This window comes from Streptomyces sp. NPDC058289 (assembly GCF_042880975.1).
Lineage (GTDB): Bacteria > Actinomycetota > Actinomycetes > Streptomycetales > Streptomycetaceae > Streptomyces > Streptomyces stoeckheimensis.
Genome location: NZ_JBHVYI010000014.1, coordinates 76,797 through 92,437 on the forward strand (window position 1 = coordinate 76,797; position 15,641 = coordinate 92,437).

Below are 15,641 nucleotides of genomic sequence, written 5' to 3' on the forward strand. Positions count from 1 at the left end.
TCGGAGGCGTCTGATAAGCCGTTGTGCTGATAAATATCCCGGGGATCTCAAGATCTGAGCGGCTCCGTCCGTAAGTCCCAAGGACGTTCGAACTCGCAGCCGGGACGGTACCCGTTCCGGCTCGCATTCCGTTCCTAAGGAGCGCTGCAGATGAGTCGTGAGCACCAGACCAAGCTCCGCCTTGGTCCTGTCCCCCGCAATCGCGCCTGGCTCGCGGGAGGTGCCCTGGCCTCGCTTTCCCTCGTACTCGTGGGCATGGCCAACCCGGTTGTCGCGGCGGTCAAGCCGACGGCCACGGCCGTGAGAGCCACCACTCCGTCGGGCGGAGGAGGAGGCGAGGACTGCGAGCCGCACGACGGCCCGCCACAGGACTGGAACCGGGGCGGCGCGGACGGCGGCGGGGACGACGGCGGGGACGGCGGCGGCTGGGGAGACGACGAGGGGCGCGACCACCACCACGACGACCACGGGTGCCCGCCGGTCGGCCCGACGGGCCCGACGGGGCCGACGGGGCCGACGGGACCCAGCGGTGGCGCGACGGGGGTGACCGGTGCGACGGGGGCGACCGGTGCGACGGGCGCCGACGGTGCGACCGGCGCCACGGGTGCTGATGGTGCGGCGGGTGCCACGGGCGTTGACGGTGCCACGGGCCCGACGGGTGCTGATGGTGCGACGGGCGCCACGGGCGCTGATGGTGCGACGGGTGCCACGGGCGTTGACGGTGCCACGGGCCCGACCGGCCCGACCGGCCCGACGGGCGCCGACGGTGCGACCGGCGCGACGGGCGCCGACGGTGCGACCGGCGCGACGGGTGTTGACGGTGCCACGGGTCCGACTGGCCCGACGGGCGCTGATGGTGCGACGGGTGCCACGGGTGCCACGGGTGCCACGGGCGTTGACGGAGCCACGGGTCCGACCGGCCCGACGGGCGCCGACGGTGCGACCGGCCCGACGGGTGCCGATGGTGCCATGGGTGCGACGGGCCCGACCGGCGCTACGGGTACGACCGGCGCCACCGGTGCCACGGGTGCGACCGGCGCCACCGGTGCCACGGGTGCGACCGGTCCTGTCTCCCAGTGCAACGCCATCGCCAACTTCAAGCCCAGCTCTTCCCGCGAGATCAAAGCGGTGATGATCAACGGGATCGCGTACGTCGGAATCCGTGGTCTCGGGAACCCCAACACGAACTTCGACTGGCACAACTTGACCAACCCCACGCGCAACCCGAACTACCCGTCCGGGGTGGCGTGCGGAATCGCCGTCGACGAGCACGCCAACGGGGCGAACATCGAAATCTCGACCACCACCGGACAGGTCTGGGAGACCTTCTGCGAGGTCGACAACCCCACACCGTCCCTGGACTGCGGGACAGCGGCGATGGGGGATCAGCACCCCTGGGTCCAGGTCGTCCCCGGCCCCCTGACCGCTCCCGCACGGAGCGTCGCCGCCAGGGACATGTTCCTCAAGAAGCCGCAGGCCAAGAAGTCGGCCGCCATGCACACGGTGCCGAAGGGCAACAAGCACCGCGGGTAGTCCCCGAGCCGGTGGGCCCGGTGCGAGTAGCACCGTGACCTGACGGTGAAACCCAAGCGGCCCGGAGTGCCGCCGGACTTCAGTCCGGTCGCGCTCCGGGCCGCCGTACGTCCGGTACCCACAAGAGACTTCGCCGGGGGCTTGTCCTCGAGTGTGCTCCAGCTCCTACAGTGCGGGCTCATGAGCATGCGATACCGAATTCTGGGTGGGACCGGCATAGAGGTCAGCACGCACTGCCTCGGCACGATGATGTTCGGCGCGGTGGGCAATCCGGATCACGAGGAGTGCGCGCGGATCATCCACGCCGCGCTCGACCACGGGATCAACTTCGTGGACACCGCGGACATGTACTCGGCCGGGGAGTCCGAGACGATCGTGGGCAAGGCCCTGAAGGGCCGGCGGGACGACGTCGTGCTGGCGACCAAGGTGCACTTCCAGATGGGTGAGGGCCGCAACCGCAGCGGGAACTCCCGGCGCTGGATCGTGCGTGCCGTCGAGGACAGCCTGCGCCGACTGGACACGGACTGGATCGACCTCTACCAGGTGCACCGGCCGGATCACGGTACGGACGTCGAGGAGACCCTGTCCGTCCTCGGCGATCTGGTCCGGGCCGGCAAGATACGAGCCTTCGGCTGCTCCACATTCCCGGCCGAGGAGATCGTCGAGGCGCACCACGTCGCCGAACGGCGGGCTCTGCCGAGGTTCCGGACCGAGCAGCCGCCGTACTCGATCCTTGCACGCGGGATCGAGAGCAGTGTGCTGCCGGTGGCCCGGAGGTACGGGATGGGCGTCCTGACCTGGAGCCCGCTCGCGTCCGGATTCCTGAGCGGGAAGTACCGGCTCGGCCGCGCCATCGACATGACCTCGGGGCGTGCGGCGCTGACTCCGGCCCGCTTCGACCCCGCGGTTCCGGGCAATGTCGCGAAGTTGGAGGCCGTGGAGCAGCTGGTGGAGCTCGCCGACTCCATCGGCTGCACGTTGCCCGAGCTGGCGGTGGCCTTCCCGCTGGCGCATCCCGCCGTCACCTCCGTGATCACCGGGCCGCGGACCATGGAGCAGCTGGAAGCACTGGTGAAGGGCGCCGGGCTGGTCCTCGACGATGCGACCCTCGACCGGATCGACGAGATCGTGGAGCCGGGCCGGAACCTGTACCACCCGGACGGCGCCTGGCGCTCGCCGGTGCTGACGGATGTCGGGCAACGCCGACGGGGGCTCGGAGACCGGTCCGCCGGCTAAGAGGGCGCACGCTCCGATGTTTCACGTGAAACGGAGACGGGTGTTTCACGTGAAACATGGGGCACGGCAGCAGGCCCGGGGCGGCTTCGAGGCGGTGCCTGTGCTGCACGCCGGGGCGCAGACACGTGTGGACGTGCGGCGGGCCGCCAAGTGGCGGTGTGTGCTGAGCCGTTCCGCTTACGGATGGGCGCGCCGATCGGACTTGCGGAGTCGGGGTCCTCAGGATGGCCCGCGGAGCCCGGTCGTATTTCCGGACTTCGCAGGTCGATTCGATCCGGTGTCTGCGAGGAGCGGTACATGAGTTCTGACAACAAGGCCCGTACCTACCTGGGGCCGTTGCCCCGACGAGCCGGCTGGCTGGCGGGAGGCACGCTCGCCTCGGTGGCGCTGGTGCTGGCGGGCCTGGCGACTCCGGCGGTCGCGCTGGCCGAGGCGCCTGGGGGTCCGGACCACTGCAAGTCCCAGCGCCACAGCGCGGGCACGCCGGCGGCGGCTCACGGCGACGACTGCAAGGTGGGCCCGCGGGGCCCGCGCGGACCCAAGGGCGCGACCGGCCCCCGGGGCGCGACCGGAGCCACGGGCCCGACGGGGCCGCGCGGCTACCCGGGTGCCACCGGCGCTACGGGTGCCACGGGCGCTACTGGTGCGGGCGCTACCGGTGCCACGGGTGCAACCGGTGCCACGGGCGCAACCGGTGCCACCGGTCCCACTGGTCCCACCGGTCCGTGCAGTGACATCGACAGCTTCGCGCCGTCGAACACCGAGGACTTCCACGCCGCGCTCAGCAACGGTCACACCTTCGCGGGCCGGGCCACCACCGTGGGTGGTGTCCCCACCTGGATCGACGTCTCCGGCCTTCCGGGCTACCCCAACAGCGCGGCCACGGGCTTCGCCTGCGGAGTCTCCATCGACGGCCAGGCCACTGCCGCGTACATCAAGGTGCTGACGACCACCGGCCGGGTGTACCAGCTCCACATCACGGTCACCGGGACGAACTTCACCCCGGACCCCGCGGGCTGGCAGGAGCAGACGCCGGCGCCCGCCCCCGTCGTCCGTGCCAAGGGCGTCTCCAAGGAAGAGACCGTGTGGAAGGGGGACCTGGCCTACTCTGGCTCGCCGAACGGCCAGTAGCCGTCACTCCGGCTCGGTGTCCGGGCCGCCGAAGTCCGGACTGGTGAAGTCCGGAGACGTGTAACCGGGACGGGGCCCCTCAGCCGGGGCCCCGGGACTGGTGAAATCGGGCCGGGTGTATCCCAAATTGGGGATGCGCCCAGCTCCCGGCTTCCGGGGGGCGGGGAAGCCGGCCCCCGCGCTGGGATCGGCCAGCGCGTCCCGGAGGAACGGCACGATGCCCCGCTCCAGCAGGGCATTGCGCCAGGCCTCCCGGGCCCGCGACACCTCGTCGGGCACCGCCTCGGTCTCGTCGGCCGCCACCTCGGTGGAACTGTTGCGGACGGCCGTCACGAGCAGCCCGATCACGGCGAAGAGCAGTGCGGCCGCGGTGAGTCCACCGAAGAGCCAACCCGCCGTCAGCATCGTGTCGGCGAAGGCCGGTTCGGGCTCGATCATCTTCAGGATGTAGCCCACCAGCAGGAAGATCAGCATGGCGGTGCCGGCCAGGACCGGCGCGAGGACCGCGACCACGGCGCTGACGCCCGCGCCACCGCCCTGCCCGTCGCCCTCCTCCCCCGTCGTACCGGGGGTGGACAGGATCTCGTCCTGCCGCTCTTTGCGGACCTTCACGTAATGGTCGTACTCGGCTGCGGCCGCGGCCGTCAGCAGCCCGGTGGCCCCCATGGCCATGGTGCGCAGCTGTTCGGCGTTCAGCCGTTCGCCGAGGGCGGCGAGCTCGGGCCGGGCGTTCGCCGTGCGCAGCGCCTCTTCGAGGAGCCGATCGAACTCCGGTCGGTCTTCGGTGAGCAGGTGCGGAGCGCTGGTCATGTGCATCCCCCGATGCTCCGTGGGGACCGGTATGTCCGTGTTGAACGGGGCGCCGGCACAAACGGAGGAGAGCCTGCTACGGATAGAGCGATGGTAGAGCGCCCACGCCGTACGTTGACAGGGGCTTTCCGGAAATACCCAGCTCCGGGAAGCCTCAGTCGTTCAGCGGGAGTTGCACGACGAGCAGTTTGCCCGCCATCGTCACGCCACCGTCCATCGCGATGGCCAGACCTTCCGCGTACACGTGCGGGCCGACGACGGCCTCGGGACCGTGTGCACCGTCACCGTCCTCGGTGCCCACCTCGCCGAGCAGGTAGGGGATGGGGCTGTGGCCGTGCACGACCCGGCTGCCGCCGTAGGTGCCGATGAGCTCGCGTACGGCCTGGGGGCCGGTTCCCTCGTCGCGGAAGGCGAAGCGCTTGGTGAATTTGCGGAACAGGTCCCAGGTGATGTCGGCGTCGTTGCGGTTGAGCAGCTCGTGGATGGTGTCGTTGACGTCCTCGACCGAGTCGCCGTAGTCGAGGTAGGCGGTGGTGTCCGAGTGGAGGAGCAGGTGGTCGTCCACCAGGACCGCCGCGTCCAGCCGGGACATCCACTGGAGGTGGACGTCCTGCAGGCGGTCCATGTCGGTGCGCTGACCGCCGTTGAGGAGCCAGGCGGCCTGGAAGGTGGCGGTGCCGGCGCCGGAGACGACGGGGGTGTCACCGAACCGCTTGGCGCCGATGAGCAGCAGCTCGTGGTTGCCCATGAGTGCCTTGCAGTAGCCGCCCGCGGCGGCGGCTTCGGCCGAGAGCCGCATGACGAGGTCGATGACCCCGATGCCGTCGGGTCCGCGGTCGGTGAAGTCGCCGAGGAACCAGAGCCGGGCATTGCCTGCGGACCAGTTGTGGTCGGCGTCGATGAGCCCCTGGAACTGCAGTTCGGCAACGAGTTCGTCGATGTAGCCGTGGACGTCGCCGACGACGTAGAGCGGGCCGGGGCCCTCGCCCGCGGTCTCCTGGGGGACGTACTGGATCTGAACGGTGTCGCCGGGACCGCCGAGGGCGCCGCGCCCGATGACGGGGAGATCGCGCTGCGTCGGGGTGTACCCGTCGGGGTCGCTCTCCTCGGAGGCGTGGCCCATCGGGCGGCCGGCGGGCTCTCCGAAGGTGCCGGCGGCGCCGTACGGGGTTTCGTGGCCGTACCCGTGCTGCGCGGGGACGGGAGCCGGACCCGCGTCGTAGTACGCGGGGTACTCGCCGTAGACGGGGGCGTCCGCCCCGAACCCCGTGGAGCCGACCGATCCGGCTGCTGCGGCTCCCGGGTGAACGGTATGCGAGGCGGGTTCGGCGACCGGCAACCGGAAGTCCCGCTCGGTGTCCGTCCGCACCGCGGGTCCCTGACCGGCCCCCTGAGTCATCGACCCCTCCACCACCGTCGCGCTGCCGTACACCTGCGGACCCTTCCGCCTCGGGGGCGGAGGGTCCGTGATGTCGTGCGCCCATCATAGGAATGCAGCTCGCGCTCTGTGACGCACCAGGGGTGGTGAATCCTGGTCGGAGCTGGCCCTTCCTGCCGGTTTCTCCCGATATGAGTGTTGCTGAAATCCTCGGCGGGGCCGACGGCCCCGCCGTTGGGCCGGCGTGGTGGTCAGTCCTGCGCCGGGGATCGGGGCGGGCTGACGGTCGTTCGGGGCTGCCTGCGCTGGGACGAGGTACGGATGATCAGCTCGGTCGGGATGACCTGTTCGACGGGTCCGCCCGTGTCGACGCCCTCGATGGCGTCGATGAGCAGTTGGACGACGGCGGTGCCGATGCGGCGCGGTTTGAGGGACAGGGTGGTGATGGGCGGCTCGGTGTTGGCGTACACGGTGGATTCGCTGCAGCACACGAGTAGCAGATCCTCGGGAACGCGCAGGCCGTAGCGCCGGGCGGCGGCGAGCAGGTCGGTGCCGTTGGGGTCGAACAGACCGTAGACGGCGTCGGGCCGGTCGGGCCGGGCGAGCAGCCGGTCGGCGGCGACGGCGCCGGCGCACGGATCGTGGGCGGGGTAGGACTCGTAGACGGGATCTTGGCCCACGCGCTCGCACCAGCGCAGGTAGGCCGTGGTGGAGAGCCGGGTGTAGGTGTCGGTGGTGGTGCCGGTCAGGAGCCCGATGCGGCGGGCTCCTGCGGCGGCGAGGTGGTCGAGGAGGCCCAGGACGGCGGCCTCGTGGTCGTTGTCGACCCAGGCGGTGACGGGGAGTGAGCCGGCCGGGCGTCCGTCGGAGACGACGGGCAGACCCTGGCGGACCAGTTCGGTGACGACGGGATCGTGGTCGGAGGGGTCGATGACGACGGTGCCGTCGAGGGCCACGTTGGACCAGACGTCGTGTCGGGAGGTGGCGGGGAGGATGACGAGGGCGTAGCCGCGAGCGAGCGCGGCGGAGGTGGCGGCCCGTGCCATCTCGGCGAAGTACGCGAATTCGGTGAAGGTGAAAGGTTCATCCCCGTACGTCGTCACGGTCAGGCCGATGAGGCCCGACTTGCCGGTACGGAGGGTGCGGGCCGCCGCGGAAGGGCGGTAGCCCAGCCGGTCTGCGACCTCGCGAACGTGGCGGCGGGTGGCGTCCGGCAGCCGTCCCTTCCCGTTGAGGGCGTCGGAGACGGTCGTGATCGAGACGCCCGCCGCGGCGGCCACGTCCCTGATGCCGGCCCGGCCTTGTCGGCCGGCGGCCCGCCGGGTGGTCTCGGTCCGGCTCACCTGATGCTTCCCTGCTGCTGTCATGGCGAGCCGATAGTAGGGCTCGGTGGGCAGCGCGGTCCGGATGCATATGCACGCGTTGACAGGCACGATTCTGCACGGTTCGCCACCCCCAATGACCTTGGAAATGAAGGTGTTTGGTCACTGGGAGTGTCTGGTGTCCTTGTCGACGGGACCGTGCATGCCAAAACGGTGCGCTCTCGGGCTCTGCTCAACTCACCTGTACGAGGGACGCGCGCCACGGCGCAGGCCACCGGCGCACGCATATATGCGTGCGCTCTCCCGCATTCCAGGCGCCTGCCATTCTCGGATCGACGTAATCCTCATAAGGTGAGGAGTATTGAGTCGACGGCGACGTCGTACGGGATGGTCGAGGAGGACCTGCGGTGAGCGAGAAGAGCCCGAAGCTGCGCGCCGAGCTGGACGGCATTCCCACCTACAAGCCCGGGAAGCCCGCTGCTGCGGGCGGTCCGGTCGCGTTCAAGCTGTCCTCGAACGAGAACCCGTACCCGCCCCTGCCTGGGGTGCTGGAGAGCGCGGTCGCGGCGGCCGGCCACTTCAACCGGTACCCGGACCTGGCGTGCACGGGTCTGGTGAACGAGCTCGCCGAGCGCTTCGGGGTCCCGGTCGAGCACATCGCCACCGGCACCGGCTCGGTCGGTGTCGCCCAGTCGCTGATCCAGGCGACGGCGGGTCCGGGCGACGAGGTCATCTACGCCTGGCGCTCTTTCGAGGCTTATCCGATCATCGTTCAGATCTCGGGTGCGACGTCGGTCCAGGTCCCGCTGGCCGAGGGGGACGTGCACGACCTGGACGCGATGTTCGAGGCGATCACCGAGCGGACCCGCCTGATCTTCGTCTGCAACCCCAACAACCCCACCGGCACCGCCGTGCGCCGTGCCGAGCTGGAGCGGTTCCTGGACCGGGTGCCCTCCGACATCCTCATCGTCCTCGACGAGGCCTACAAGGAGTTCGTCCGCGACGTCGAGGTCCCGGACGGCATCGAGCTCTACCGCAGCCGCCCCAACGTCGCCGTGCTGCGTACGTTCTCCAAGGCGTACGGGCTCGCCGGCCTGCGCGTCGGCTTTGCGGTCGCGCACGAGCCGGTGGCCGCTGCGCTACGCAAGACCGCGGTGCCCTTCGGCGTCAGCCAGCTCGCCCAGGACGCGGCGGTCGCCTCGCTGCGGGCCGAGGACGAGCTGATGGGCCGGGTCGGGTCACTGGTGGGCGAGCGCGCCCGGGTCTACGGGTCGCTGCTGGCCCAGGGCTGGACCGTGGTGCCCGAGTCGCAGGCCAACTTCGTGTGGATGCGGCTCGGGGAGCGCACCTCCGACTTCGTGGCGGCCTGCGAGAAGGCCGGCGTGGTGGTCCGGCCCTTCGCGGGCGAGGGCCTGCGGGTCACGATCGGCGAGCCCGAGGCGAACGACGTCTTCCTGCACACGGCGGAGGCGTTCTTCAAGGAGATGTAGTGCTCCCGGGACTGGTGTCAGGCCAGTTCCACGCGGATGGGGTCACCGTCGCGGACGGTGGCCAGCAGGCGGGGGTCGCCGTCGAACGAGCCGAGGACGTTGCACGGGCTCGCCAGGCGGCTCTCGCCCCCGCGGGAGATCGGGGTGGGGCCGTAGGGCAGCGCGAGCGCGTCGCCCTCGGTCCAGAACGCGACCGTGCCGGGCTCGACGACCTGCCGGGCGTCGTGCTCCAGCGCCACGGAGACGCCGGTGTCGAAGTAGACCTCCTCGCCCCAGGTGTTGGCGGAGGCGGAAATGGGGAGCGCGCCGGCGAGCGCCTTGGCCGTCGGGGTCTCGGCAAGCGTTGCGGTGAGCTGGCCGGCGGGCCAGAGGAATCGAATCTTCATGGGTCGCATTCAACAATCTGTTGAATTTCTTCGCTAGGGGGACCCCCCTGAAAGATGCCGACAGCAGTGCGACATAATGCTTGTGAATGTGAACGCGTTCACAAGCGTGTCCTGCTTCCTCCCGGATTGAGTGGGATACAAGAGGCAAACTGCGGCTGTGACCACGGCGAAACGAAGGAGACGATGACGTGGACCTAGCTTTGGCGCCAGAGACCCTGGCGCGATGGCAGTTCGGTATTACCACCGTCTATCACTTCCTCTTCGTTCCCTTGACGATCTCGCTGGCCGCGCTCGTCGCGATCTTGCAGACCGCCTGGGTGCGTTCGGAAAAGGAGAAGTACCTCAAGGCCACCAAGTTCTGGGGCAAGCTCTTCCTGATCAACATTGCGATGGGTGTCGTCACCGGCATCGTCCAGGAGTTCCAGTTCGGCATGAACTGGTCCGACTACTCGCGGTTCGTCGGTGACATCTTCGGAGCCCCGCTGGCCTTCGAGGCGCTCATAGCCTTCTTCTTCGAGTCCACCTTCATCGGCCTGTGGATCTTCGGCTGGGACAAACTGCCGAAGAAGATCCACTTGGCCTGCATCTGGATGGTCTCGATCGGCACCATCCTGTCCGCGTACTTCATCCTCGCGGCCAACTCCTGGATGCAGCACCCCGTCGGCTACCGGATGAACCCCGAGCGCGGCCGGGCCGAGCTCACGGACTTCTGGCTGGTGCTCACGCAGAACACCGCGCTGACCCAGTTCTTCCACACCATGACGGCGGCCTTCCTGGTGGGCGGCGCGTTCATGGTCGGCATCGCGGCCTTCCACCTGGCCCGCAAGAAGCACATCCCCGTCATGCGGACCTCGCTGCGACTCGGCCTGATCGTCATGATCATCGCCGGTCTGGGGACCGCCATCAGCGGAGACCTGCTCGGCAAGGTGATGTTCAAGCAGCAGCCGATGAAGATGGCCGCCGCCGAGGCGCTCTGGGACGGCGAGGCGCCGGCGCCCTTCTCCGTCTTCGCCTACGGAGACGTCGAAAAGGGCCACAACACGGTCGCCATAGAGATTCCCGGCCTGCTGTCCTTCCTGGCCAACGACGACTTCAGCTCGTTCGTCCCGGGCATCAACGACGTCAACAAGTCCGAGCAGGAGAAGTTCGGGCCCGGTGACTACCGGCCCAACATCCCCGTCGCCTACTGGGGCTTCCGGTGGATGATCGGCTTCGGGATGGCCTCGCTCGGCGTCGGCATGCTGGGGCTCTGGCTGACCCGCAAGAAGTTCATGCTGCCGCCGGGGCTGCGCACCGGAGAGGCAGAGGTCCCGCACTTGGTCCTCTTCAAGAAGGCGCTGAGCCCCAAGTTCACCAACTGGTACTGGATCATCGCGCTCTGGACCATGGGCTTCCCGCTGATCGCCAACTCCTGGGGCTGGATCTTCACCGAGATGGGCCGCCAGCCCTGGGTGGTCTACGGGGTCCTGCGCACCAGGGACGCGGTCTCGCCGAACGTCTCCCAGGGCGAGGTGCTCACCTCGATGATCGGCTTCACGCTGCTCTACGCCGTGCTCGCCGTGATCGAGGTCAAGCTCCTCGTGAAGTACGTCAAGGCCGGCCCGCCCGAGCTCACCGAGGCCGACCTCAACCCGCCGACCAAGATCGGCGGGGACGACAAGAACCCCGACCGGCCGATGGCCTTCTCGTACTGAGGCTGAGGAGACCACACCATGCAACTCCACGACGTCTGGTTCGTGCTCATCGCCGTTCTGTGGATCGGCTACTTCTTCCTGGAGGGCTTCGACTTCGGAGTCGGTGTCCTGACCAAGCTGCTGGCCCGCAACCGCACGGAGAAGCGGGTCCTGATCAACACGATCGGGCCCGTGTGGGACGGCAACGAGGTCTGGCTGCTCACGGCCGGCGGCGCGACCTTCGCTGCCTTCCCCGAGTGGTACGCCACCCTCTTCTCCGGCTTCTACCTGCCGCTCCTGCTCATCCTGATCTGCCTCATCATCCGCGGGGTCGCCTTCGAGTACCGGCACAAGCGGCCCGAGGACAAGTGGCAGACCAACTGGGAACACGCGATCTTCTGGACCTCGCTGATCCCCGCGTTCCTGTGGGGCGTGGCCTTCGCCAACATCGTGCGCGGAGTGAAGATCGACCAGGACATGGAGTACGTCGGAAACTTCTTCGACTTGCTCAACGTCTACTCGATCCTCGGCGGCCTGGTCACCCTGACCCTGTTCACCTTCCACGGCGCGGTGTTCACCTCGCTCAAGACGGTCGGTGACATCCGGGACCGCTCGCGCAAGCTGGCCACGCAGCTCGGGGTGGTGACCGCCGTGCTGGCGCTCGCCTTCCTGATCTGGACCCAGGTCTCGCGCGGTGACGGCTGGAGCCTGATCGCCATGATCGTGGCGGTACTGGCCCTGGTCGGGGCCCTCGGCTTCAACCTCGCGGGCCGGGAGGGCTGGTCCTTCGGCCTGTCGGGCGTCACCATCGCGGCGGCCGTCGCGATGCTCTTCCTGACGCTGTTCCCGAACGTCATGCCGTCCTCGCTGAACGATGCCTGGAACCTCACGGTCACCAACGCCTCGTCCAGCGCGTACACCCTGAAGATCATGACCTGGTGCGCGGCGGTGGCGACCCCGGTCGTCCTGCTCTACCAGGCCTGGACGTACTGGGTGTTCCGCAAGCGCATCGGCACGCAGCACATCGTCGACGTGCACTGAGACGTGCACCGAGTCGACTCCGTCGACTCGCTCCGTCCGCTCCTGCCTGGGGGATGTTTCACGTGAAACCGATCGACCCGCGCCTGCTCCGGTACGCCCGTTCCACCCGTCTCTTCCTGGGGGCGGTGGTGGCCCTCGGGCTCGCCGGGGCGGGGCTGGTCGTCGGCCAGGCGATGCTGATCGCCGAGATCGTGGTCGGCGCCTTCGAGGACGGACTGGACGGCGCAGCCCTGCGGACGCCCCTGCTGCTGCTCGCGGCGGTGGCGCTCGGCCGCGGCCTGGTCGCCTGGCTGACCGAGCTGGCCGCGCACCGGGCGAGCGCGGCGGTCAAGTCGGAACTGCGCGGCCGGCTCTTGGAGCGTGCGGCGGACCTCGGGCCCGGCTGGCTGAGCGGACAGCGGACGGGCTCCCTGGTGGCACTGGCCACCCGGGGAGTGGACGCGCTCGACGACTACTTCTCGCGGTACCTGCCCCAGCTGGGGCTCGCGATCGTCGTCCCCGTGGCGGTGCTCGCGCGGATCGTCACCGAGGACTGGGTCTCAGCGGCGATCATCGTGGTCACGCTCCCGCTTATCCCCCTCTTCATGATCCTGATCGGCATGGCCACCCAGTCCCGGATGGACCGCCAGTGGCGGCTGCTGTCCCGGCTCTCGGGCCACTTCCTGGACGTGGTGGCCGGCCTGCCGACGCTCAAGGTCTTCGGCCGCGCGAAGGCTCAGGCGGAGTCCATCCGCAAGATCACCGATGACTACCGGCAGGCGACGATGCGCACGCTGCGCATCGCGTTCCTGTCCTCGTTCGCACTCGAACTGCTGGCGACCCTGTCGGTGGCGCTGGTCGCCGTGACCATCGGCATGCGGCTCGTCCACGGGGAGCTGGACCTCTACACCGGGCTGGTCATCCTGGTCCTGGCGCCCGAGGCGTATCTGCCCCTGCGTCAGGTCGGGGCGCAGTACCACGCGGCCGCGGAAGGACTGGCTGCCGCGGAAGAGATCTTCGAGGTGCTGGAGACCCCGGTCGCCGCATCGCAGGGGACGGCCTCCGTCCCGGTCTCGGACCTGCGGATCGAGCTCGACGGGGTGGCCGTCCGGTACGAGGGACGGGGCGAGGACTCCCCCGGACCCGTCTCGCTGACGGTGGAACCGGGCGAATGCGTGGCCCTCACCGGGCCGAGCGGCGCGGGCAAGTCCACACTGCTGCAGGTGCTGCTGGGCTTCGTGACGCCGAGTGCGGGCCGGGTCCTGGTCGGGGGCGCGGACCTGGCCGGGCTGTCGCCCGAGCAGTGGCGGGAGCGGATCGCGTGGGTCCCGCAGCGGCCGCACCTGTTCGCGGGCACGATCGCGGAGAACGTACGGCTGGCGCGGCCCGGCGCCGCCGATGCCGAGGTGACCGCCGCGCTGGTGGACGCCGGGGCGTGGGAGTTCGTACGGGCCCTGCCCCGGGGGGCGGACACCCTCCTCGGCGAGGGCGGGGTCGGGCTGTCCGCCGGACAGCGCCAGCGCCTCGCGCTGGCCCGGGCGTTCCTGGCGGACCGGCCGGTGCTCCTGCTCGACGAGCCGACGGCGGCCCTGGACGGCGAGACCGAGGCCGCCGTGGTGGAGGCGGTACGCCGCCTCGCGGTCGGCCGGACCGTCCTCCTGGTGGTGCACCGGCCGGCGCTGCTGGCGCTGGCCGACCGGGTCGTGCGGGTGGGGGCCGGCCCCGCCGGGGCCTCCGCCGCCGCTCCGCTTCCCGCGGTGCGGGCGGGGCAGCCCGCGCCGGGACCGGCGCCGCGCGATCCCGGCGAGTGGATCCTCGGGGACGCTGCGGAGCGGGCCGGCTCCACGGGCGGCGGCGATGCCGGCGGGGGCGATCCGCTCCGGCGGGTACGGGGCGTGGCCAAGGCCTGGCAAGGACGGTTCAGGCTGGGGCTGTTCCTCGGGGCACTGGCCGTCGGGTGCAGCGTCGGGCTGATGGCCGTCTCGGGATGGCTGATCTCGCGCGCCTCCGAACAGCCGCCCGTGCTGTACCTGATGGTGGCCGTCACCGCGACGCGGGCCTTCGGCATGGGCCGGGCCGTCTTCCGCTACGCGGAGCGGCTCGTGTCCCACGACGCGGTCCTGCGGATGCTCGCGGACCTGCGCGTTTCGGTGTTCCAGCGGCTGGAGCGCATCGCGCCCGCCGGACTGCGCACCCAGCGGCGCGGGGATCTGCTGACCCGGCTCGTGGCCGATGCCGACGCCCTGCAGGACTACTGGCTGCGCTGGCTGCTGCCCGTCGGCACCGCGCTGCTCGTGGGCACCGGCTCGGTGGCGTTCACCGCCTGGCTGCTGCCCGGGGCCGGGGTGGTGCTCGGCGTCGGGCTGCTGGCCGCCGGGGTCGGCGTACCGCTCGTCAGCGCGGTCTGCGCGCGCCGGACGGAGCGCCGGCTCGCGCCCGCCCGGGGAGAGCTCGCCACCCGTGTGGCGGATCTGCTCACCGGAACCGCGGAGCTCACCGTCGCCGGAGCACTCGGTGGGCGCAAGGCCGCCGCGAAGGAGAGCGACCGCACACTGACCGGGATCGCGGCCCGCGCGGCCGCCGTCACCGGGCTCGGGAGCGGGCTGTCCGCTTTCCTGACCGGACTGACGGTGGTGTGCGCGGCCGCCGTCGGGGCGAACGCCGTCGCCGGGGGCCGGCTGTCCGGGGTGGCCATGGCCGTGGTCGTCCTGACCCCACTGGCCGCCTTCGAGGCCGTCAGCGGGCTTCCGCAGGCCGTCCAGTACCGCCAGCGGGTCCGGCGCAGCGCCGAGCGGGTCTACGAAGTCATCGACACGCCCGTCCCGGTCACCGAGCCGGAGCGGCCCGAAGCCCTGCCCGCCTCGCCCTTCCCGCTCCGGCTGAGGGGACTCGCCGCCCGGCACCCCGGGCAGGAGAACGACGCGCTGAGCGGGCTCGACCTGACCCTGGAAGCGGGCCGCCGGATCGCGGTCGTCGGGCCCTCGGGAGCCGGCAAGACCACGCTGGCACAGGTCCTGCTGCGCTTCCTGGACCAGCACGAAGGCTCGTACACCCTGGGCGGGACCGACGCGCGCGCCCTCGACGGGGACGACGTGCGCCGGGTCGTGGGCCTGTGTGCCCAGGACGCGCACATCTTCGACAGCTCCGTACGGGAGAACCTGCGGCTGGCCGCCCCGGGGGCGAGCGAGGCGCGGCTGCGGGAGGCCCTCGCCGCGGCCCGGCTGCTGGAGTGGGCCGAGGGACTCCCGGACGGGCTGGACACGCTGGTCGGTGAACACGGCGAGCGGATCTCCGGTGGTCAGCGCCAGCGTCTCGCCCTGGCACGGGCGTTGCTCGCGGACTTCCCCGTCCTCGTGCTGGACGAGCCTGCCGAGCACCTGGACCTGGCCACCGCCGACGCGCTGACCGCGGACCTGCTGGCCGCGACCGAGGGCCGTGCCACCGTGCTGATCACGCACCGGCTGGCCGGTCTGGAAGAGGTCGACGAGGTCCTCGTCCTGGACGGCGGCGCGGTGGTCCAGCGCGGTGCGTACGCGGAGCTGGCGGCGACCCCCGGTCCGCTGCGCGGACTGCTGGAGCGGGAGCGGGAAGCGGACGTGACGGGCGACACCGCACAGACTCGACTTTCCTCGCCAAAGGGGACTAACTAGGCTCAAGGGCAT

General features: G+C 70.5%; 11 protein-coding genes. 7 read left to right on the top strand and 4 right to left on the bottom strand.

All coding sequences use genetic code 11. The features are described 5' to 3' along the window. Positions 1 to 150 precede the first annotated feature (150 nt). The 3 genes from ACFVX6_RS09925 (at position 151) to ACFVX6_RS09935 (ending at position 3,900) form a co-directional block, all read left to right on the top strand. Positions 151 to 1,533 carry a hypothetical protein gene (locus tag ACFVX6_RS09925; RefSeq protein WP_389689744.1) on the top strand — a complete coding sequence of 461 codons (1,383 nt, stop codon included), beginning with the start codon at positions 151 to 153 and terminating at the stop codon, positions 1,531 to 1,533. Between the two features lie 186 nt (positions 1,534 to 1,719). Then, a complete protein-coding gene (locus tag ACFVX6_RS09930; RefSeq protein WP_389689807.1) occupies positions 1,720 to 2,769 on the top strand; it encodes an aldo/keto reductase in 1,050 nt (349 codons plus the stop codon). Between the two features lie 297 nt (positions 2,770 to 3,066). Then, positions 3,067 to 3,900, top strand: a complete 834-nt coding sequence (locus ACFVX6_RS09935) for a hypothetical protein (RefSeq protein ID WP_389689746.1) — start codon at positions 3,067 to 3,069, stop codon at positions 3,898 to 3,900. 3 nt (positions 3,901 to 3,903) lie between these two features. On the opposite strand, the gene ACFVX6_RS09940 is transcribed toward ACFVX6_RS09935, so the two are convergent. The 3 genes from ACFVX6_RS09940 to ACFVX6_RS09950 form a co-directional block, all read right to left on the bottom strand. Continuing rightward, positions 3,904 to 4,716: a hypothetical protein gene (locus tag ACFVX6_RS09940; protein WP_389689748.1), complete on the bottom strand. Its 813-nt coding sequence runs from the start codon at positions 4,714 to 4,716 to the stop codon at positions 3,904 to 3,906. 148 nt (positions 4,717 to 4,864) lie between these two features. Further along, positions 4,865 to 6,124: a metallophosphoesterase gene (locus ACFVX6_RS09945; RefSeq protein WP_389689809.1), complete on the bottom strand. Its 1,260-nt coding sequence runs from the start codon at positions 6,122 to 6,124 to the stop codon at positions 4,865 to 4,867. A 215-nt stretch (positions 6,125 to 6,339) separates the two neighbouring features. Then, positions 6,340 to 7,455, bottom strand: coding sequence for a LacI family DNA-binding transcriptional regulator (locus tag ACFVX6_RS09950; RefSeq protein WP_214954921.1), 1,116 nt, complete (start codon positions 7,453 to 7,455; stop codon positions 6,340 to 6,342). Positions 7,456 to 7,817: 362 nt separating this feature from the next. Here ACFVX6_RS09950 and hisC point away from each other — a divergent pair, with 362 nt between their 5' ends. After that, positions 7,818 to 8,900, top strand: a complete 1,083-nt coding sequence (hisC, locus tag ACFVX6_RS09955; protein WP_389689750.1) for a histidinol-phosphate transaminase — start codon at positions 7,818 to 7,820, stop codon at positions 8,898 to 8,900. Between the two features lie 17 nt (positions 8,901 to 8,917). Here hisC and ACFVX6_RS09960 read toward each other — a convergent pair whose 3' ends face one another. Then, on the bottom strand, positions 8,918 to 9,286 hold the full coding sequence (locus tag ACFVX6_RS09960; protein ID WP_389689752.1) for a cyclophilin-like fold protein: 369 nt from the start codon (positions 9,284 to 9,286) through the stop codon (positions 8,918 to 8,920). Between the two features lie 188 nt (positions 9,287 to 9,474). On the opposite strand from ACFVX6_RS09960, the gene ACFVX6_RS09965 reads away from it, so the two are divergent. From ACFVX6_RS09965 to cydD, 3 genes are read left to right on the top strand one after another with little or no spacing between them, the layout of a single operon-like run. Then, complete coding sequence (locus ACFVX6_RS09965) at positions 9,475 to 10,980, top strand: cytochrome ubiquinol oxidase subunit I (RefSeq protein ID WP_389689754.1); 1,506 nt, start codon at positions 9,475 to 9,477, stop codon at positions 10,978 to 10,980. A gap of 18 nt (positions 10,981 to 10,998) precedes the next feature. After that, on the top strand, positions 10,999 to 12,000 hold the full coding sequence (gene cydB, locus ACFVX6_RS09970; protein ID WP_389689756.1) for a cytochrome d ubiquinol oxidase subunit II: 1,002 nt from the start codon (positions 10,999 to 11,001) through the stop codon (positions 11,998 to 12,000). Between the two features lie 53 nt (positions 12,001 to 12,053). After that, positions 12,054 to 15,629: a thiol reductant ABC exporter subunit CydD gene (gene cydD / locus ACFVX6_RS09975; protein WP_389689758.1), complete on the top strand. Its 3,576-nt coding sequence runs from the start codon at positions 12,054 to 12,056 to the stop codon at positions 15,627 to 15,629. Positions 15,630 to 15,641: the final 12 nt, after the last annotated feature.